This window comes from Bradyrhizobium sp. Kon56, from assembly GCF_055807635.1.
Map to the genome: position 1 here is coordinate 556,728 of NZ_JBVVOU010000001.1, position 20,015 is coordinate 576,742.

Genomic DNA, 20,015 nt, shown 5'->3' on the forward strand with positions numbered 1-20,015 from the left:
GCGCCTGATCTTCCAACGGGCGCCTGATCTTCCGAGCCAGATTATTCCGGATTGAGGATAGAACTTCGCTCGGCCCTGATATGTCGAAAACTTATTCCCCAATCGGATGGCGCTGCGTATAAATCCTTCTCCTTGGGGAGAGATTTGTGTCGCAGAATCAAGCATCCAGCCCGGCCGACGCCAAGCGGACCACGGCCATCAGCCGCATCGTCGCGCTGATTCCCGGGATCCTCCTCTGCATCGCCGTGGCCGGCGTTTCGGCCCTGCTCGAACGGGCGGAATTGGGCATCTTCGAACATCCCTATGTCGAGGCGCTGGTGATGGCGATCTTGCTCGGCATGGCTGTGCGCAGCTTTTGGAAGCCCGCGCCGCGCTGGCAGTCCGGCATCGCCTTCAGCGCCAAGCAGCTGCTCGAAGTCGCCGTCATGCTGCTGGGGGCCTCGATCAGCTTCGCTGCTATCGCGGCGTCCGGCGTCGCGCTGTTGGCCTCGATCGCGGCCGTCGTTGTGGTCGCGCTCTGCGTTTCCTTCGGCATCAGCCGGCTGCTTGGTCTCTCGACGCGGCTCTCGATCCTGATCGCCTGCGGAAACTCGATCTGCGGCAATTCGGCGATTGCGGCGGTGGCGCCGATCATCGGCGCCAACAATGACGAGATCGCATCCTCCATCTCCTTCACCGCGATCCTCGGCGTGATGATGGTGCTCGGCCTGCCGCTGCTGATTCCGCTGCTGCAGCTATCGGCTACGCAATACGGCATCCTTGCAGGCCTCACTGTCTATGCCGTGCCGCAGGTGCTGGCTGCGACGGTGCCGGCGGGACTCGTCTCGACGCAGATCGGCACGCTCGTCAAGCTGATGCGCGTGCTGATGCTCGGGCCGGTGGTCGTCGGCCTCTCGCTGACGGCGTCGCGCTGGCACAGCGATGCCAAGAAGACCAATGTCGGCTTCTTCCGCCTGGTCCCGTGGTTCATCCTCGGCTTCCTTGCGCTGGCGACCTTGCGCTCGCTCGAGATCGTGCCGTCCACGGTGATTGCCCCGATCACGCGGATCACGGGTTTTCTCACGGTGGTATCGATGGCCGCGCTTGGCCTCGGCGTCGATGTGAAGGTGCTTGCCAATGTCGGGGGACGGGTGACGGCGGCCGTGACCTTGTCGCTACTGCTGCTGCTCGGCATTAGCATCGCGCTGGTGCACTGGTTCAAGTAAGGCAAGCTGCTGCGCATACTCCACTTCCTTCTCCCACAAGGGGGAAGGAAGTCAGCGCGCAAGTCGAAGATCCCTAAATCACATCCGCGAGCGAGTGCCCGTGCAGCTCGATGTTCAGCCCCTGCATGCCCATGTCGTTGAGCTCGCCGCCCATCGCCTTGATGCTCTCCTCGCGGATCAGCGACATCAGTCCGCGGCGCAATGCCAGGAATTCCGACGACATCATCATCGACTGCTGCCGCGGCCGCTCCAGCGGGATCGGAATCTCCGCCTTGATCGAGCCGGGGCGTGCGGTCATGCAGTAGACACGGTCGGACAGGAAGATCGCCTCGTCGATGTCGTGGGTGACGAATAGCACCGAGATCTTCAGCCGCTGCCACATGTTGGTGAGGATCTGCTGCATGATGACCCGGGTCTGCGCGTCGAGCGCGCCGAAGGGTTCGTCGAGCAGCAACACTTTGGGTCCCGTCGCGAGCGCGCGGACGATGCCAACGCGCTGCTTCATGCCACCTGAGAGTTTCTCGGGGTAATGCTTTTCGAACGCTTCGAGGCCCGCGAGTCCCAGCAGCGTGCGGGCGGCGCGCTCGCGCTGCGAGCGCGGCATGCCGCGCATCTTCAGGCCGAACTCGACGTTCTCCCGCACGGTCTTCCAGGGAAACAGCGAATATTGCTGAAACACCATGCCGCGCTCCGCGCTGGGGCCGTTCACCTTCTCGCCGTCGACGGTGACGATGCCCGTGGTCGGCTTGAGGAAGCCGGCAACCGCGTTGAGCAGCGTCGACTTTCCGCAGCCGGAGGGCCCGACGATCGAGACGAACTCGCCAGGCTTCACATGAATCTGCGTATCGGCGACGGCTTCGACCGGCCCCTCGATGCTGTCGTAGCTGAGGGAGAAGTTCTTGACCTCGATATGGCCCTGCGGTGCCTTGACAACGATCTCACTCATCTTGACCTCCACGGCATCACCAATTGTCCGGCGCCTCGGATCAACATGCTCGATCCGAGGCCAAGCACGCCGATCGCGATCATGCCGAGCGCGATGTCGGCATACTGGACCAGCGAATAGGCCTCCCAGGTGAAATAGCCGATGCCGTACTGTCCGGAGATCATCTCGGCAGCGATCAGCGACACCCAGGCCACGCCCATGCCGACGGTGAGGCCGGTGAAGATGTGCGGGAGCGAGGCCGGAAAATACACATCGCGGAAGATCGAGCGCTCCCGCGCGCCGAGACATTGCGCGGCACGCACCAGCACGGGATCGACCAGCGACATGCCGTGCAGCGTGTTGACCAGGATCGGGAAGAACGATCCGAGGAACGTGATGTAGACGATGCTCTGCTCGTTGGTCGGCCACAGCATGATCGCCATCGGCACCCAGGCGATCGCCGGGATCGGCCGCAGCACCTCCGCCACGGGAAAGATGATCTCGTGGACGAGCTTGAAGCGGCCCATGATCAGGCCGAGCGGCACCGCGACGATCGCCGCGAGCGAGAAACCGAAGAAGATGCGGCGGCAGCTCAAGAGGACGTGCAGCAGGAATTTCGGATCGTGGATCGCCTTGGTGAAGCTCGCATAGACCGCGAGCGGCGAGGGCACGTTGGTGAAGCGCACGAAGAACACGACGCGATAGGTTGTCAGCAGATGCCAGACCAGCAAGAAGGCGAGCAGCGAGATGATGCCGATCGCGGTCGCGCGCAGCCCGCCCCGGTTGAGCCGGTACCAGCGCACTGCGAGCGTGCCGAAGGAGGGTGGAGACGCGGGTGGCGTGGAGGCGGGCATGGCGCTTGCCTCCGCGATTGCACTTGCCGGCATGCTGTCCTCGGAATGTCTGCGGAGGGCGGGACTGCTCACGTCTTACCCCCGCCGACCGCCGCCTTCACCGCGTCGTCGAAGCCGAGCACCTTGCCGCTGATCTTGGCGGCATAGGCTTCGGCGTCCTTTTTCAACAGGAACGGCGCAACCTCGCCATTGCCGACCGCGAAGAAAGCCTGGTCGGCGAACAGCTTGATGCCGCGGGTTGTATCGAAAACGTAGGCGACGTTGATCTTCTTGCCCTTGGCTTTGTAGTCGGCATAGGCCCCGAGCGTGCAGCTGGCTGACGAGAAGGGCACGATGCCTGAATCGTCGACCCAGACCTCGCCGGCCTTGCGCGGATCGGCGATCGGTTTCTTGCAGAAGGAATCGTCGCCGGAGATCTCGTAGTTCTTGGTGCTCGCAAGCTGCGCGTCATAGTCGAGCTTCATCTCGGCATAGGCTTTGCGGATGTAGCTGTCGTCGACCCATTTCTTCGGGTCGAACTCCTTCATCCGGCCGAGGTTCTGCAGCACCTTGACGTCGGCCGTGGCAGCGTCGATCAGCGCCGGCTTGATCGAGGGATCGGTCGTCATGTTGCCGCTGGGGCCGAGAAAGATATAGACGACCTCCTTGCTGATGCCGGTCCATTCCTGGATCTTCTCGGCGGCGAGCTTGGGATCGTCGCGCAGCCATTGATTGGCGGCGATCACCGCCTTGAAGTAGGCGACGACGACTTCGGGATATTTTTCGGCGAAATCGGTTCGCACCACGATGCCGTGGAAAGTCGGGAGATTGGTCTCGACGCCGTCGAAGATCTTTCGCGCAAAACCGCGGAACGGCAGCAACTCGGCGAACGGAACGAAGTCGGCATGCGCGTCGATCTTCTTCTCCTGGAGATTGGTCGAGCCGACCTCCGGACTCTGGCTCACCAGCTGGAAGAAATCCGATGCATAGCCGCGGTCCTGCATCGCCTTCAACACCATGCCGTGTGCGGCCGAGCCGAACGGCACGCTCACGAGCTTGCCCTTGAGATCGGCGAGATCGTAGTAGGGCGAATCCTTGTGAACGACGATGCCGTTGCCGGAGCCCGACAGGCTGTAGGCGGCGATGCCGATCAGCCGGCTCTTGCTCTCGGGATTGCTGTCAAAAGTGAAGCCGTTCACGATCAGCGGATAGTCGCCCATCATGCCGATCTGCAGCTTGTTGGCCATCATCGCGTTGGTGACGGGCGGGCCGGAGGTGAAGTTCTGCCACTCCAGCTCGAACTTGATGTTGGCGTATTTGCCGTCTTTCGGCAGATATTTTTCGAGGAGATGGAGCTGGCGGATGACGACGCCGGCGGTCACCGTGTTGGTTGTGGTGTCCTGCGTTCCGATGCCCAGCGTGACGGTTTCCGCCGCGGCCGGCTGCGCGAGGAGAAGCGCCAGCGACGTCACCGACATCGCGATCGAGAGCGTGGGAAGATGGCGGACCATTCTCATCCTCATTCGGTTGGATGTGCTGTGGTTGCCATGATTGGGTGAGGGCGTGGGCAGGGCAAATCCGGAATGAGCGCCACAGTCGATTAGTTGCCGGGAAAAGTTGATTGCATACTCCTTGGGCAGTCCTGCACTATTAAGCCGCTTGCATGGGCACCGGCCCTGGTCGCAAGCTCGGTCAGTCGGCCGCCTGCCCTCGCATCTCTTCCAGCACGTCGGACCGGCAGACCACGATCTGCGAGCGCTTGGTCAGCACGATTCCCTTTTCCTGCATGCGCTTCAGGCTGATCGTGACCCATTGCCTGGTGGCACCGACCATGTGGGCGATATCGGCATGGGTGAAGGCGGCCGCGATCACCCGGCCGTCGGCGTCATCGACGCCATAGAGGTCGACGAGATGCAGCAACAGATGCGCAAGGCGCTGTGTGATCGAGCGCGTTCCCAACATCTGGGCCAGCGCCGAATAGCACTTGCCCTTGAAGGTCAGGCCTTCGATCAGGCCGATCGCGAGGTTCGGGATCTCGACCGCAAGGGATCGTAGCTCCTTTCCGGGCAGATGCACCACGCTGCAATTGCTGGATGCAACGCCGGACCATTGATGCACGGTGCCTTCGAACACTTCCGGCCCGCCGACGAAATTGCCGACATGCCAATAGGCCAGCGTGATCTCGCGGCCGAGCGGAGAGGTGTAGAACACCCGGATCCGGCCGCTCTCGATCAGCCAGATACCGTCATGCTTGCCACCCTGGCTGAACAGCGTCTGGCCACGGTTGAGCACTTTTCGGCGGCCCTGCTTCAGCACCAGCTCCCGCTCGCGCTGGCTGAGCTTGTCCATCAAGGGCGGCGGTCCGCCGATCCATTGCTGGTTCTCGGTGAGCAGCAGCGAGGAACCGCCGGTAGGCCGGACCGTTGCGGGAACCGTCCCGCGAACCACATTGGCCGCCGCCTGCAACATCATCTGCCTCCGGAACGTTCAAACCGTTCTAAAGAGGAGCAATGTCCGTGCCAGATTCACTCCGCTGTCATCGCCCGGCTTGACCGGGCGATCCAGTATTCCAGAGACGTCAATGGGCTATCGAGAAGCCGCGGCGTACTGGTTCCCGCCTTCGCGGGGAATGACAGCGAAGCTTGGAAGACGACCTGTGGCGTCTACCGCCCCACCAGGCTCAGCAAATACGGCTTCGGGTAAATCCCCCGATTGTGCCCATCCGAAAACGAGATGTTCAGCCCGTAACCGAGATCGCCGATCTCGGTGATCGCGATGCCTGGAAACCGCTCGGGAAAGCGGCCGTCGAAGCGGGCGCGGGTGCAGTGGGCGCATTTGCAGGAGAGGCGGAGCGTTTCCGCCGCCAAGTCCAGCGTGTCGTCCTGAGCGGTGCGGACGCGGAGCGTCGCGAGGTCGGCGCTTGCTTCGTAATCTGCCACGGTCGGTCCCACCAAGGTCATGACGTGTCTCCGACCCTTCTCTACCTTGCCGCAGCACTGCCGCGATAGCAACTAATTGCCAGGCGCAGGGTGCGCGGCGCTGATCGTCGCTGCCTGCTGTTCGATCATCGCCCACGAAATGTGAAACTAATCGACCGGCAATTTCAGTTCGGCGTTGCCGGATTCCTGTCTCTCCGAAACCTTGTGCGCAATCGAGATCAGGAGAGACAATGAGTGCATTTCAGAGGGAAACGGTCCTGTCGGTCAGGCACTGGACCGATAGCCTGTTCAGCTTCACCGCGACGCGCGATCCGGGCTTCCGCTTCCAGAACGGCCAGTTCGCGATGATCGGGTTGGAAGTCGAGGGCAAGCCGTTGCTGCGGGCCTACAGCATGGCGAGCGCCAATCACGAGGAGGCGCTCGAGTTCTTCTCGATCAAGGTACAGGACGGTCCGCTGACCTCACGCCTTCAGAAGATCAGGGAGGGAGACGTCATCCTGGTCGGCCGCAAGGCCACGGGCACGCTGATCACGGGCAATCTCATTCCCGGCAAACGCCTGTTGCTGCTCTCGACCGGAACGGGACTCGCGCCGTTCGCCAGCCTGATCAAGGACCCCGACGTCTACGAGAATTATGAAACCATCGTGCTCGCCCATGGCTGCCGCCAGGTCTCCGAGCTCTCCTATGGCGAGCACCTCGTGGAAGGCCTGCGAGATCACGAGTTCTTCGGGCCGCTTATCCGTGACAAGCTCGTCTACTACCCGACCGTCACCCGCGAGCCGTTCAGGAATCGCGGCCGCATCTCCGACCTGATCGCGTCGAACCAGCTCTTCGACGATATCGGGCAGTCGGGACTCGACATCGAGACCGACCGCATCATGCTGTGCGGCAGCCCGGCGATGTTGGAGGAACTTCCCGCGATGCTTTCTGCGCGCGGCTTTGTCGAGGGCAATCACAGCCGGCCCGGCCATTTCGTGATCGAAAAGGCCTTTGTCGAGCGCTGAGGCGCAAATCGCAGCCCGGCGACAACTAATTGCTATCGCCGGGACGCCTGCTGAACAAATCTGATGCAAAGGCGCCGGATCTGCCGGCGGACCAGGAGCAAGCGATGTCACTAGATCAGATCGTCGACGGACTTTCGGAGGTTTCCTGCGACGTGCTCGTTATCGGCGGCGGCACTGCCGGCCCGATGGCGGCGTTGAAGGCGAAGCTGAAGAATCCGAAGGCCAACGTCGTCCTGCTCGAAAAGGCGAACGTCAAGCGCTCCGGAGCGATCTCGATGGGCATGGACGGCTTAAACAATGCCGTCATTCCCGGCTACGCGACGCCGGAGCAGTACACCAAGGAAATCACCATCGCCAATGACGGCATCGTCGATCAGAAGGCGGTCTACAAATACGCGCAGAACTGCTACTCGATCATCGAGGAACTCGACAGTTTCGGCATCCGCTTCCTGAAGAACGAGAACGGCGACTACGCCGTCAAGAAGGTGCACCACATCGGCACCTACGTGCTGCCGATGCCGAACGGCGAGACCGTGAAGAAGGCGCTGTATCGCCAGCTCCGGCGTGCCCGCATCCTGATCTCCAACCGCTATATGGCGACGCGGCTGCTCAAATCCGCCGATGGCCGCATCGCCGGCGCGATCAGCGTCAACACCCGCACCGCCGAGATGCTGGTGATCAAGGCCAAGGCCGTCATCCTGTGCATGGGCGCCGCCGGCCGTCTCGGCCTGCCGACCTCGGGCTACATGTTCGGCACCTACGAGAACGCGGCCAATTCCGGCGACGGCTATTCCATGGCCTATCACGCCGGTGCAGCACTGGCGAACCTCGAATGCTATCAGATCAATCCGCTAATCAAGGACTATAACGGCCCGGCCTGCGCCTACGTCGCCGGTCCCTTCGGCGCCTTCACCGCCAACAACGAGGGATCGCGCTTCATCGAATGCGATTACTGGTCCGGCCAGATGATGCTGGAGTTCTACAACGAGCTGTTGTCCGGGAAGGGCCCGGTGTTTCTCCAGCTCAAGCATCTTCACCCCGACACCATCTCGGAGATCGAATCGACGCTGCACAAGGTCGAACGTCCCACGCGCGGCCTGTTCCAGCAGGGGCGCGGGGTCGACTACCGCAGCGAGTCGATCGAGATGCACATCTCCGAGATCGGCTTCTGCTCCGGTCACAGCGCGTCGGGCGTGTTCGTCGACGACAACGCGCGCACCACCGTCCCGGGCCTCTATGCCGCCGGCGACATGGCGAGCGTGCCGCACAACTACATGCTCGGCGCCTTCACCAACGGTTCGGTCGCCGGCGTCGACGCGATGGAGTTTGCGGACAATCACGACTTCGCGGAATTCGACGCGGCTGAGGTCGCCCGCGAACGTGACCGCGTCATGGCGCCGACCAAACGCGAGGACGGTATTCCGCCGAACCAGATCGAGTACAAGACGCGGCGTCTCGTCAATGACTATCTCCAGCCGCCGAAAGTCACGCGCAAATACGAGCTCGGCATGCGCCGGCTCGCTGAAGCGAGGGAAGACATGCAGGAGCGCATGATCGCGCGCAATGCGCACGAACTGCTCCGCGCGCTCGAAGTCCAGTCGATCATGGATTGCGCGGACATGGCTGTGCATGCCTCGCTCTACCGCGAAGAAAGCCGTTGGGGCCTCTATCACTGGCGGACGGATTTCCCGGAGAAGGACAACGAGAACTGGTTCTGCCACACGTTGCTCAGCAAGCAGGATGGCAAGATGACCAGCGAGAAGCGTGCCGTGGAGCCCTATATCGTACCGATCGCCGACGATGAGAAGGATCTCTACGACAAGCAGCGCATCCGCGCGACAGCCTGACCCGCCGCACAAATACAGGAGACATACGATGCCTCTCGCTTCCTATCAGACATCGGTTCCGGTGGTCGTCGATGACGCCAAATGCATCGCGGACAAGGGCTGCACGGTGTGCGTCGACGTCTGTCCGCTCGACGTACTGCGTATCAGCGATATGACCAACAAGGCCTACATGGCCTATGACGAATGCTGGTACTGCATGCCCTGCGAGGCGGATTGCCCGACCGGCGCCGTCACCGTCAACATTCCTTATCTCCTGAGGTAGCCATGTCGAGCCCGTTCGAATCCTACGACGATCTCGAAGACGCCGACGAGCGGCTCCAGGCTGCCGATCCAGGGGAGCGCCGCGTCGCGATCATCGCGCTCGGCCATTCCGGCGATCCCGCCGCCGTCGGCCATCTCGCCAAAATGGTCGCCGATCCTGATGCCGGCGTCCGCCAGCAGGTCGCGATGGCGCTCGGCGAGTTCGACGGGCCGGAGGCCGCGGCTGCGCTGGTGAAGCTGCTCGTCGATCCTGAACGAATCGTTGCGTCCGCCGCGGCCGACAGCATGGCGGAGTTCAAGGATTCGGCTTGCGCCGAGATCATCCTGCCGCTGGTCAAGCATGCCCACGCCTTCGTCCGCATGGGCGCGTTGCGTGCGCTGAAGGAGCTGCGCTGCAAGGACACACTGAAACCGGCGCTGGAAGCGCTCCAGGATTCCGATGCCGCCGTGCGGGTGCAGGCGATCGGCGTGATCGGGTTCCTCAAGCTGGAGGAATCAATTCCGGCGCTGACCGCGCTGATCAACGATCCCGACGCGCATGTGCGCCGTGCCGCCGTCAGCGCGCTCGCCTTCTCGCAGATGAAGCCCGCGGCCGAGATGATCACGCGCGCGTTGAAGGATTCGGACTGGATGGTGCGGGAGATGGCCGCGGAAACGCTGGGCCTCAACGTCAACGGATCGATTGCCGCCGACCAGCTCATCGCTTCGCTCAGTGACGAGTTCTGGCAGGTGCGGCTGAAGGCAATCCGCAGCCTTGGCCGGATGAAAATCGAGCGCGCGGTGCGCCCGATCGGCAACTGCGTGAACCATGAGCAGGCCAATCTGCGGAAAGAGGCGGCGGCTGCGCTTGGCGAGATCGCCCACCACGACGGCGAAGCGTTCCTTGCCGTCATCGCCGACGATCCCGATCCCGAGGTGCGCAAGAACGCGCGCTGGGCGCTTCAGCAGATTGCGGCCCGAAAAGCGCGGGCGGGGGCATAGAAGCGCGGCGGGCTGCCGCGCTGGACTTCCCGTCCCAGACGTTTATTGGTCTTCGCCAATGTGATAGGCCTCCGCGAGCGAGGCCGATCCGAAAAGAGCGAGGATACGCCCATGGCGACATTGACGGTAAAGGACCTTCTTCCCGAGGACGGCACGCGGGGAACGCTCGTCGGCCGCGTCTGGCTGCCGCAGGCGAATGGCCCGGCCGTGGTCGCCGTGCGCGGCGATGGTGTGTTCGACGTCACCGCAAAATTCCCGACCGTCAGCGCACTCTGCGAGGAAGACAATCCGGCGAAGGCGCTTGCCGCGACCAAGGGCGAGCGCATCGGCGATCTCGAGGCCATCGTCGCCAACACGCCTCCCGATCAGCGCGATCCGAAAAAACCGTGGTTGCTTGCGCCCGTCGATCTCCAGACGCTGAAGGCGGCCGGCGTCACCTTTGCCATCTCGATGCTGGAGCGCGTGATCGAGGAGCGGGCAAAGGGCAATCCGGCCTCGGCCGAAGCGATCCGGAAGGAAGTGACCCGGCTGATCGGCGACGATCTGTCGAAGCTCAAGCCGGGCTCGGACAAGGCGATGCACCTGAAGCAGGTGCTGATCGACCAGAACGCCTGGAGCCAATATCTCGAGGTCGGCATTGGCCCCGATGCCGAGGTCTTCACCAAGGCGCCGACCTTGTCGTCGGTCGGCACCGGCATGGATGCGGGGCTGCATCCGAAGTCGACCTGGAACAACCCCGAGCCGGAGCTGGTGCTGTTCGTCTCGAGCCGCGGCACGATCGTCGGTGGCGCCCTCGGCAACGACGTCAATCTGCGCGACTTCGAGGGCCGTTCGGCACTGCTGTTGTCGAAGGCCAAAGACAACAACGCCTCGTGCTCCATCGGCCCGCTGCTGCGCCTGTTCGACGACAGCTTTACCCTCGACGACGCCCGCAAGCTCGACATCAGCCTGAACGTCAAGGGGCAGGACGGTTTCGTCCTCGACGGCCATTCCTCGATCAGCATGATCAGCCGCGATCCGACCGATCTGGTCGAGCAGACCATCGGCAAGGTGCACCAATATCCCGATGGCTTCGTGCTGTTCCTCGGGACCATGTTCGCGCCGGTTAAGGATCGCGACGCGCCGGGACAGGGGTTCACCCACAAACGCGACGACATCGTCACGATCTCGGCGCCCCAGCTCGGCAAACTCGTCAACCGCATGCGGGCCAGCGACGAATGCGAGCCCTGGACGTTCGGCATCGGCGCGCTGATGAAGAATCTCGCGCAGCGCAAGCTGATCTAGCTCACTGCACGCCGGATGTGGGGGACTCTCCACGAGTCGCTTTGCCTCGATCGACGCAGAAACTCTCTCCCCACCGTCATTGCGAGCGCAGCGAAGCAATCCAGAATCCCTCCCCGGAAAGACTCAGGATTGCTTCGCTGCGCTCGCGGTGATGGGGGGAGGGGTTGCGGGTTCGCCTTTCACCATCCTCCTAGACAGTGTCTTCGCCCCAACTGCCGCATCATTTCGTTCATCTCCGCGTTGCATCCGTGGAATAAAATCGCGCTGCGCGTGACATAGAAGTCGCTCATCCGCTCGCGCGCGCTTTCCCCCTCAATAGTCAAATAATATGACTAGTCGGAACCAAACTTCCGTGAAATAGTCCCTCCCGCCACCTCAAAGGTCGGCCTGTGGGTGCGATGCTACCAATCGGCGCCCCCGGATAACATTTTGGGAGACACGCCTGATGATCGTCAAAGCCCTCTTTGCGGCCAGCGCGACGGCCGCGTTGCTGCTCGCGCTGCCGGCGAATGCCGCCGAGCTCACCATTGGCTTCTCGCAGATCGGATCGGAATCCGGCTGGCGCGCGGCCGAGACCTCGGTCTCCAAGCAGGAGGCCACCAAGCGCAAGGTCAATCTCAAGATCGCCGACGCGCAGCAGAAGCAGGAGAACCAGATCAAGGCGATCCGCTCCTTCATCGCGCAGAATGTCGATGCGATCTTCCTCGCGCCCGTCGTCTCAACCGGCTGGGACTCGGTGCTGAAGGAAGCCAAGGAGGCCAAGATCCCGGTCGTGCTGCTCGACCGCGACATCGATCCCTCCGGCAAGGAGCTCTATCTCACCGCCGTGACCTCCGACAGCGTTCACGAAGGCGAGGTCGCGGGTGACTGGCTGGCGAAGACCGTCGGCGCCAAGGCCTGCAACATCGTCGAATTGCAGGGCACGGTCGGCGCGAGCGTCGCCGCCAACCGCAAGAAGGGGTTTGACACCGCTATCGCCAAGCATGCGAACCTGAAAGTGGTGCGCAGCCAGACCGGCGACTTCACCCGCGCCAAGGGCAAGGAAGTGATGGAAAGCTTCATCAAGGCCGAAGGTGGCGGCAAGTCGATCTGCGCGGTCTATGCGCACAACGACGACATGATGGTCGGCGCGATCCAGGCGATGAAGGAAGCCGGGCTCAAGCCGGGCAAGGAGATTCTCACCGTCTCGATCGATGCAGTCCCCGACATCTTCAAGGCGATGGTCGCCGGCGAAGCCAATGCCACGGTCGAGCTGACGCCGAACATGGCAGGCCCCGCTCTCGATGCCATCGCGGCCTTCAAGGACAAGGGTACCGTTCCGCCGAAATGGATCCAGACGGAATCCAAGCTCTACACCGCCACCGATGATCCGCAGAAGATCTACGACAGCAAGAAGGGCCTCGGTTACTGAGGCGAGAGTGTCGCCGGACGGCCGTGCTTCGGCAGTCCGGCGATCCCGCTCGAAACCGCTGCGCGAACGAACAGGCTCCGTGTCCGCATTGTCAGCGGGCGCCCTTGGGAGTGAATGTCATGGAGAACAGCCAGGATTCCGCTGCTTCCCTGCTGGAGGTGCGTGGGATCAGCAAGAGCTTTGGCGCCGTGCGTGCGTTGCAGGAGGTCGACTTCACGCTTCGCGCCGGCGAGATCCATGCGCTGCTTGGTGAGAACGGCGCGGGCAAGTCCACGCTGATCAAGGTCGTGACGGGCGTATTTCCGCGCGATGCCGGCATCGTCAGACTGGGCGGCGAAGAGGTCGCGCCGCGCTCGGCCAAGGCGGCGGTTCAGGCCGGCATTGCGACGGTCTACCAGGAAGTCAATTTGCTGCCGAATCTCTCGGTGGCGCAGAACCTGTTCCTGGACCGGCAGCCGACGCGCTTCGGCGTCGTGCGCGAGGGCGAGATGCGACGGCGCGCGAAGTCGCTGCTCGCGGATTTCGGTCTCGACATCGACGTATCAGCGCCGCTTGGCAATTACTCGGTGGCGATCCAGCATGTCACCGCGATCGCGCGCGCCGTCGATCTCTCCGCGCGCGTGCTGATCCTGGACGAGCCGACCGCGAGCCTCGACCGCCATGAGGTCGAGATCCTCTTTCGCATCATGCGTCAGCTTGCCAAGCGCGGCATTGGCATCGTCTTCGTCAGCCATTTCCTCGACCAGGTCTACGAGATCTCCGATCGAATCACCGTTTTGCGAAATGGTCGCCTTGTCGGCGAGCGCGAGACCGCGTCGCTGTCGCGGCTCGAGCTGATCCGGATGATGCTCGGCCGCGAACTGGCCGAGACCACCAGCGCGCGGGCCGCGACGCGCGACCATCAGGCCCGCGAAGTCTGCGCAAGCTTCGAGAATTATGGCAAATCAGGCTATGTCGCGCCGTTCAATCTCCAGCTGCGCCATGGCGAGGTCGTCGGCCTCGCCGGCCTGCTCGGTTCGGGCCGGACCGAGACGGCGCGGCTGGTGTTCGGCGCCGAGCGCGCCGATGGCGGGCAGGCGAGGGTGGAAGGCGCGCCTGTCCGGCTTCACTCGCCGCGCGACGGCGTGCGCCACGGCTTTGGCTATTGCCCTGAGGAGCGCAAGACCGACGGCATCGTCGCCGAGCTCACCGTGCGCGAGAACATCGTGCTCGCGCTCCAGGCCAAGCGCGGTCTACATCGGCCGCTGTCGCGACGCGAGCAGGACGAGATCGCAAGCCGTTACGTCAAGATGCTCGACGTTCGCCCGCCCGATCCGGAGCGTCCCGTTGGCCTGCTGTCCGGCGGCAATCAGCAGAAGGTCCTGCTGGCACGGTGGCTTGCGACCTCGCCACGGCTGCTCGTGCTGGACGAGCCGACCCGCGGCATCGACGTCGGCGCGCATGCCGAGATCATCCGCCTGATACGCGAGCTCTGCGACGACGGACTTGCGCTGCTCGTGATTTCCTCCGAGCTCGACGAGATCGTGACCTATTCCGACCGCGTGGTGGTGCTGCGCGACCGCGCTCATGTCGAGGAGCTCGCCGGCGAGGCCATCGACGTCGGCAGCATTCTCGCCGCGATCGCCGCCGATGGGGCCAGTGTCGCGCATGAGGGCAGGGCATGACCGCGCTGTTGCCGCGCCGCGGCCTTGCCCAGATCCTCGCGTTGATCGTCATCCTGGCGGTCGATCGCGTGGTATCGCCGCAATTCTTCGATCTGCGCCTCCAGGACGGCCGGCTGTTCGGCAGCCTGATCGACGTGCTCAACCGCGGCACGCCGGTGGCGCTGCTCTCGCTCGGCATGGTCCTGGTGATCGCGACGCGCGGCATCGATCTGTCAGTTGGCGCTGTGATGGCGATCTCGGGCGCGATCGCGGCGAGCCTCGCCGACAACCACAGTCTGGTCGTGGTGCTGGCGGCTGCGCTCGGCACCGGCCTGATCTGCGGGTTGTGGAACGGATTTCTCGTCGCGGTGCTCGGCATGCAGCCGATCGTGGCGACCCTTATCCTGATGGTTGCGGGGCGCGGCATCGCCCAGCTCATTACCGAGGGCCGCATCGTGACCTTCTCCTCGCCCGATCTGGTCTGGCTCGGCAACGGCTCCATCCTCGGCGTGCCGGTGCCGGTCGCGATTGCGCTGGGCATGCTGATCCTCACCGGCGCGGTGGTGCGCGGCTCGGCACTCGGATTGCTGATCGAGGCCACGGGCGGCAATGCGCGGGCAAGCGAACTCGCCGGCGTCGGCACGCGCGCGATGATTTTGGCGGTCTATGTCTGGTGCGGCGTTTGCGCTGCGCTTGCCGGCGTCATCGCGGCGGCCGACATCATGGGGGCGGATGCCAACAATGCCGGCCTCTGGCTCGAGCTCGACGCCATCCTCGCGGTGGTGATCGGCGGCACCTCGCTGTTCGGCGGCCGCTTCAGTCTCGTGCTGGCCGTACTTGGCGCGCTGATCATCCAGACCATGAACACCGGCATTCTGCTGTCGGGCTATCCGCCGGAGTTCAATTTGCTGGTCAAGGCGGTGGTGGTGCTCGCCGTGCTGCTGCTGCAATCGCCGAAGCTGTCCGGCTTTGCCGGCGTCGTGACGCGGCTGCGGAGGACCAAGGCATGAAAGGCCTGCCGCCCGTCCTCATTACCGCGGTCGTGCTCGTCGCGGGATTTGCGCTCTGCGCGATGCAGTTTCCCAACATCGCTTCCACTCGCGTGGTCGGCAATCTCCTGACCGACAATGCCTTCCTCGGCATCGTCGCGACCGGTATGACCTTCGTCATCATTTCCGGTGGCATCGATCTCTCCGTCGGCTCGGTAATCGGCTTCACCACGGTGTTCGTCGCGCTGGCGATCGAGCGCTGGGGAATGCCGCCCCTGGTCGCCTTCGTCGCCATTCTCGCGCTCTCGGCCGCCTTCGGAGCGGCGATGGGCGCGGTGATCCATGTCTTCGATTTGCCGCCTTTCATCGTGACGCTCGCCGGCATGTTCTTGGCCCGGGGTGCCAGCTTCCTGCTCTCGACGGAATCGGTGCCGATCACAGCACCTGTCTATTCCACCGTGTCGGACTTCGCACTGCGACTACCCGGCGGTGGACGGCTGACGGCGGTCGCGATCATCATGCTTGCGATCGTGATCGGCGGCGCATTGCTGCTGCAGCTCACCCGGTTCGGCGCCAATGTCTATGCGCTCGGCGGCAGCCGGGCGACCGCTAGCCTGATGGGGGTCGCCGTCGGCAAGATGACGGTGAAGATCTACATGCTGTCGAGCCTGCTCGCCGGCATCGCCGGCATCGTCTTCTCCTTCTACACCAGCGCCGGCTATTCGCTGTCCGCCGTCGGCGTCGAGCTTGACAGCATCGCGGCCGTCGTGATCGGCGGCACGCTGCTCACGGGCGGGCAGGGCTCGGTGATCGGCACCTTCCTGGGCGTGCTGATCCAGGGCATGATTCAGACCTATATCAATTTCGACGGAACACTGTCGAGCTGGTGGACCAAGATCGCGACCGGCGTGCTGCTGTTCGCCTTCATCGCCTTGCAACAGGGGTTGGTCGCGCTCGCGCGCCGACCCGTGGCAAAGCGCCTGGGAGCAGTCTCATGATCACCTCGCGCATCCTCGTCATCCCGACGCGCCGGGCGCACTCCAATCACGCGGAGGTGGCCCGCTCGATCGGCGTTGACATCATCGCCGGTCGCTACGCGGAGGGAACGCGCCTGCCTGGCGATGCCGAAATGATCGCGATGTTCGGGGTGTCGCGGCCGGTACTACGGGAGAGCGTCAAGACGCTGGTCGCCAAGGGCCTGCTCACCACCAAGGCCCGCGTCGGCACCGTCGTGCGCGAACGCGTCGCCTGGAATATGTTCGACGCCGACGTGCTGGCCTGGCACCTGGACGCCGGGATCGACAAGCGTTTCCTCAACGACCTGGCCGAGATCCGCCTCGCGGTCGAGCCGCGCGCGGCGATGTTGGCGGCGGCGCAGCGGTCGGAGCAGGATCTATCCGAGCTTCGGCGCTGCATGGAGCGGATGCGACTTGAAGCCTCCGACTCCGTTGGCTTCGCCGATGCCGACCTCGCGCTCCACGTCGCCGTAGCGCGCGCCTCCGGAAATCTGTTCATGCGCTCGATCGGGCACGTCATCGAGGCTGCGTTGCGCGCCTCATTCCTGCTCAGCGCACCGGTCGAACCGGAGGACCGCGACACCGTTCTGCTCTGGCATCAGAAGATCGTCGATGCCATCGCCGCCGGTGATGCCACGACTGCGTCGGAGGCGATGGTCTACGTCATTCACAACGGCATGCGCCGCCACGAGGGTACAGTGATCGAGACTGTACCGGCCGAAGCGCTGCCGTCCGCGGAAGCTGGAGAAACATCGTGACTGAACTTCGCATCGCCATCGTCGGCTTCGGCAAGATCGCGCGCGACCAGCATGTCGGCGCCATTGCAGCGGTTCCCGGCGCGACGCTGGCCGCCGTCGCCAGCCGCAATGCCTCGTTGCCGGATCTGCCGCATTTCGCGACCATCGAGGAGCTGCTGGAAAAAGGTCCGCCGATCGACGCGGTGTCGCTCTGCACGCCGCCTCAAGTGCGCCGCGCCCAGGCGGTCGCAGCGCTGAGGGCCGGCAAGCACGTCATGCTGGAGAAGCCGCCCGGCGCCGGCGTTGCCGAGCTCGATCCGCTGATCGCGATGGCGGGTGAGACCAAGCGAACGCTGTTTGCGACCTGGCATTCGCGCCATGCGCCGGCAGTCGAGCCGGCGCGCGAGTGGCTCGCCGCGCGCCGCATCCGTTCCGTGCACGTCAACTGGAAAGAGGACGTCCGCGTCTGGCATCCCGGGCAGGCATGGATCTGGGAGCCGGGCGGGCTCGGGGTGTTCGATCCCGGCATCAATGCGCTGTCGATCCTGACCAGGATCCTGCCGAAGCCCGTGTTCGTCAACGCGGCCGAGCTCGCCTTCCCCGCCAATTGCCAGGCGCCGATCGCCGCGAAGCTGACGCTGACCGACATCGACGGCCTACCTGTGACCGCCGAGTTCGACTTCCGCCAGACCGGGCCGCAGAGCTGGGATATCCTCGTCGAAACCGACCAGGGCCGGATGACGCTATCACGCGGCGGCCGGATCATGGCGATCGACGGCAAGACCGTTGCCGAGGCGCCCGATGAGGAATATCGGGAGCTTTACCGGCACTTCGTCGCGCTCGCCGCGACAGGCGCGAGCGACGTCGATTTGGCGCCGCTTCGTCTCGTCGCGGACGCCTTCCTGCTCGGCAGGCGCACGATCGTCGAACCGTTTGTGGGTTGATCATGGCTGGATCGAAAACAGAAAGAGACGTGTTCGGAACGCTGCCGGACGGCCGCAAGGTGGACCGCATCGTGCTGCGCGGCGAGGGCGGGTTCGAGGCGCGCATCATCACCCATGGTGCAGTCTTGCAGGCCTTGATCGCGCCGGACGGCAAGGGCGGCCACGACGACGTCGTGCTCGGCCATGATGGGTTTGCCGGCTATCTCGCCGAACGAAAGTTCTTCGGCGCCACCGTCGGCCGCTACGCCAATCGCATCGCCAACGGACAATTTTCGCTGGACGGCGAGACGGTGCAGCTTCCCGTCAACAACGGTCCGAATGCGCTGCATGGCGGCCTCGACGGCTTCGACCGCAAGCTCTGGGACATTGCGGAGGTCGACGATGGCGCCGAGCCCGCGGTCACGCTGACCTACACGAGCTCGCATGGCGAGGAAAACTATCCCGGTCGGCTCGATGTGCGCCTGACCTATCGTGTTACCGGCCCGGCTGAGCTATCCCTGATCATGGAGGCGCGGACCGACCGGCCGACCATCGTCAACCTGACCAACCACAGCTTCTTCAATCTGGAGGGCGCGACATCAGGCACGCCCATACTCGATCACAAGCTGACGGTCGCGGCCGGGCATTTCCTCGCGATCGACCCCACGGCCATTCCGTTGCCGGAGCCGCCGCGCAGCGTTGCCGGCACGCCGTTCGATTTCCGGGAGCCTCGGCCGATCGGCGAGCGCGTCCGCGAGAGCGACCAGCAATTGCGCAACGGCAGGGGCTACGACCATACCTACTGTCTCGCGCGCGACGGTAAGCTCAGTCTCGCGGCGCGACTGGAGGCGCCGCGCTCGGGGCGCATCATGGAGCTGTTCACCGATCAGCCCGGTCTGCAGGTCTATTCGGGCAATTATCTCGACGGCACGATTTCGGGCAAGGGCGGCAAGCTCTACCGGCAGTCGGACGCGATGTGCCTGGAGCCGCATATCTGGCCGGACGCACCGAACCGGCCGGATTTCCCGAGCCCGCGCCTAGCGCCCGGCGAGGTCTATCGCCATCATACGGTCTATCGCTTTGCGGTGAGGACGTCCTGATGGAACAGGTGCCGACCTCGGTTCTTTCGGACGATCCTTGCCATCTCGGCGAGGGGCCGACCTATGACGTGACCACGGACACCGCCTGGTGGTTCGATATCCGGGAGGGGCGACTGTTCGAGGCGCAGCTCGGCAGCGGCAGCATTCGCGTTCATGCGCTGGGCCGGATGGCGAGCGCGCTTGGGCGGATCGATGCCGAAAGGCAGTTGATCGTCGCGGAAGACGGCCTCTATATCCGCAAAATTGCCGACGGCGCGATGAGGCTGCTCTGTCCGCTTGAAGCCGACAATCCCGCGACCCGCTCCAACGATGCCCGCGTGCATCCCTCCGGCACGTTCTGGATCGGCACTATGGGCCGGAAGGCGGAAGCAGGGGCAGGCGCGATCTACGCGTTCCATCACGGCGAGATATCGATGCTGTTTCCGCGCATCAGCATTCCCAACTCGATCTGCTTCTCGCCCGATGGCGCCACGGGCTACTTCGCCGACACGGCGCGCGCGGTGCTCTACGCGGTGCCGCTCAATCCCGTCACCGGCCTGCCGCGCGGCGAGCCGGAGGTGCTGCTGCGCCACACCGGCGTTGGCGGCCTCGACGGTTCGGTGTGCGATGCCGACGGGCAGATTTGGAACGCGTGCTGGGGCGCGAGCCGCATCGACGTCTACTCTCCGCAAGGCGAACGCCTGCGTTCGCTGAGCGTGCCGGCAAAGCAGGCGAGCTGCCCCGCTTTTGTCGGTCCTGGTCTGTCGCGTCTCCTCGTCACCTCGGCCTGGCAGGACATGGATGCGGCGGCGCGTGCCGCCGATCCGCAAGCCGGCTACACCTTCCTGTTGGAGGCCACCGCGCGCGGTCGCGCGGAGCCTGACGTCAAGCTCGCATAGGAGGCTAGAAGCCGCACACCAAATTTCTCGACGACACGA

Annotated in this window: 19 protein-coding genes; 14 read left to right on the forward strand and 5 right to left on the reverse strand. The window is 64.1% G+C overall.

From position 1 onward, the window contains the following. Positions 1-146: 146 nt before the first annotated feature. Positions 147-1,205: a YeiH family protein gene (locus tag AC0L3B_RS02515; RefSeq protein WP_085352331.1), complete on the forward strand. Its 1,059-nt coding sequence runs from the start codon at positions 147-149 to the stop codon at positions 1,203-1,205. A gap of 73 nt (positions 1,206-1,278) precedes the next feature. Here the strand turns inward: AC0L3B_RS02515 and AC0L3B_RS02520 are convergent, their stop codons facing one another. From AC0L3B_RS02520 to AC0L3B_RS02540, 5 genes are all read right to left on the reverse strand, one after another. Further along, positions 1,279-2,151, reverse strand: coding sequence for an ABC transporter ATP-binding protein (locus tag AC0L3B_RS02520; protein ID WP_026233618.1), 873 nt, complete (start codon positions 2,149-2,151; stop codon positions 1,279-1,281). Continuing rightward, positions 2,148-3,056 carry an ABC transporter permease gene (locus tag AC0L3B_RS02525; RefSeq protein WP_473379959.1) on the reverse strand — a complete coding sequence of 303 codons (909 nt, stop codon included), beginning with the start codon at positions 3,054-3,056 and terminating at the stop codon, positions 2,148-2,150. The genes AC0L3B_RS02520 and AC0L3B_RS02525 overlap by 4 nt, the downstream gene beginning before the upstream one ends. Further along, positions 3,053-4,474 (reverse strand): ABC transporter substrate-binding protein, encoded by a 1,422-nt coding sequence (locus tag AC0L3B_RS02530; protein ID WP_162496366.1) that lies wholly within the window; start codon positions 4,472-4,474, stop codon positions 3,053-3,055. The genes AC0L3B_RS02525 and AC0L3B_RS02530 overlap by 4 nt, the downstream gene beginning before the upstream one ends. Before the next feature lie 181 nt (positions 4,475-4,655). After that, positions 4,656-5,435, reverse strand: coding sequence for a Crp/Fnr family transcriptional regulator (locus tag AC0L3B_RS02535; protein WP_018458610.1), 780 nt, complete (start codon positions 5,433-5,435; stop codon positions 4,656-4,658). Between the two features lie 191 nt (positions 5,436-5,626). Then, positions 5,627-5,923 carry a gamma-butyrobetaine hydroxylase-like domain-containing protein gene (locus tag AC0L3B_RS02540; protein WP_018458611.1) on the reverse strand — a complete coding sequence of 99 codons (297 nt, stop codon included), beginning with the start codon at positions 5,921-5,923 and terminating at the stop codon, positions 5,627-5,629. Positions 5,924-6,132: 209 nt separating this feature from the next. Here AC0L3B_RS02540 and AC0L3B_RS02545 point away from each other — a divergent pair, with 209 nt between their 5' ends. The 13 genes from AC0L3B_RS02545 to AC0L3B_RS02605 all read left to right on the forward strand — a co-directional run bounded on the left by AC0L3B_RS02545 (position 6,133) and on the right by AC0L3B_RS02605 (position 19,976). Then, positions 6,133-6,906, forward strand: a complete 774-nt coding sequence (locus AC0L3B_RS02545; protein ID WP_018458612.1) for a ferredoxin--NADP reductase — start codon at positions 6,133-6,135, stop codon at positions 6,904-6,906. Between the two features lie 104 nt (positions 6,907-7,010). Beyond that, the gene (locus tag AC0L3B_RS02550) at positions 7,011-8,753 is read left to right on the forward strand and encodes a fumarate reductase/succinate dehydrogenase flavoprotein subunit (RefSeq protein WP_026233620.1); all 1,743 of its coding nucleotides are present in this window, start codon (positions 7,011-7,013) and stop codon (positions 8,751-8,753) included. 28 nt (positions 8,754-8,781) lie between these two features. Next, the gene (locus tag AC0L3B_RS02555) at positions 8,782-9,015 is read left to right on the forward strand and encodes a 4Fe-4S dicluster domain-containing protein (protein ID WP_007593252.1); all 234 of its coding nucleotides are present in this window, start codon (positions 8,782-8,784) and stop codon (positions 9,013-9,015) included. A gap of 2 nt (positions 9,016-9,017) precedes the next feature. Next, positions 9,018-9,995, forward strand: a complete 978-nt coding sequence (locus tag AC0L3B_RS02560; protein WP_473379960.1) for a HEAT repeat domain-containing protein — start codon at positions 9,018-9,020, stop codon at positions 9,993-9,995. 111 nt (positions 9,996-10,106) lie between these two features. Next, positions 10,107-11,279 (forward strand): fumarylacetoacetate hydrolase family protein, encoded by a 1,173-nt coding sequence (locus AC0L3B_RS02565; RefSeq protein WP_473379961.1) that lies wholly within the window; start codon positions 10,107-10,109, stop codon positions 11,277-11,279. A 445-nt stretch (positions 11,280-11,724) separates the two neighbouring features. Continuing rightward, positions 11,725-12,690, forward strand: coding sequence for a galactofuranose ABC transporter, galactofuranose-binding protein YtfQ (gene ytfQ / locus AC0L3B_RS02570; RefSeq protein WP_018458617.1), 966 nt, complete (start codon positions 11,725-11,727; stop codon positions 12,688-12,690). A 119-nt stretch (positions 12,691-12,809) separates the two neighbouring features. Beyond that, positions 12,810-14,354, forward strand: a complete 1,545-nt coding sequence (locus AC0L3B_RS02575) for a sugar ABC transporter ATP-binding protein (protein WP_085352337.1) — start codon at positions 12,810-12,812, stop codon at positions 14,352-14,354. Then, positions 14,351-15,343, forward strand: coding sequence for an ABC transporter permease (locus AC0L3B_RS02580; RefSeq protein WP_018458619.1), 993 nt, complete (start codon positions 14,351-14,353; stop codon positions 15,341-15,343). The genes AC0L3B_RS02575 and AC0L3B_RS02580 overlap by 4 nt, the downstream gene beginning before the upstream one ends. Continuing rightward, the gene (gene yjfF / locus AC0L3B_RS02585) at positions 15,340-16,320 is read left to right on the forward strand and encodes a galactofuranose ABC transporter, permease protein YjfF (protein ID WP_247300160.1); all 981 of its coding nucleotides are present in this window, start codon (positions 15,340-15,342) and stop codon (positions 16,318-16,320) included. The genes AC0L3B_RS02580 and yjfF overlap by 4 nt, the downstream gene beginning before the upstream one ends. Then, entirely contained in the window at positions 16,317-17,096 is a 780-nt protein-coding gene (locus AC0L3B_RS02590; RefSeq protein ID WP_473379962.1) for a FadR/GntR family transcriptional regulator, read from the forward strand. Before yjfF ends, AC0L3B_RS02590 begins: the two co-directional genes overlap by 4 nt. Beyond that, a complete protein-coding gene (locus AC0L3B_RS02595; RefSeq protein WP_018458622.1) occupies positions 17,093-18,019 on the forward strand; it encodes a Gfo/Idh/MocA family protein in 927 nt (308 codons plus the stop codon). The genes AC0L3B_RS02590 and AC0L3B_RS02595 overlap by 4 nt, the downstream gene beginning before the upstream one ends. A gap of 2 nt (positions 18,020-18,021) precedes the next feature. After that, complete coding sequence (locus AC0L3B_RS02600; RefSeq protein ID WP_026233622.1) at positions 18,022-19,098, forward strand: aldose epimerase family protein; 1,077 nt, start codon at positions 18,022-18,024, stop codon at positions 19,096-19,098. Continuing rightward, positions 19,098-19,976 (forward strand): SMP-30/gluconolactonase/LRE family protein, encoded by an 879-nt coding sequence (locus AC0L3B_RS02605; RefSeq protein WP_018458624.1) that lies wholly within the window; start codon positions 19,098-19,100, stop codon positions 19,974-19,976. The genes AC0L3B_RS02600 and AC0L3B_RS02605 overlap by 1 nt, the downstream gene beginning before the upstream one ends. The last annotated feature ends 39 nt before the right edge of the window (positions 19,977-20,015 follow it).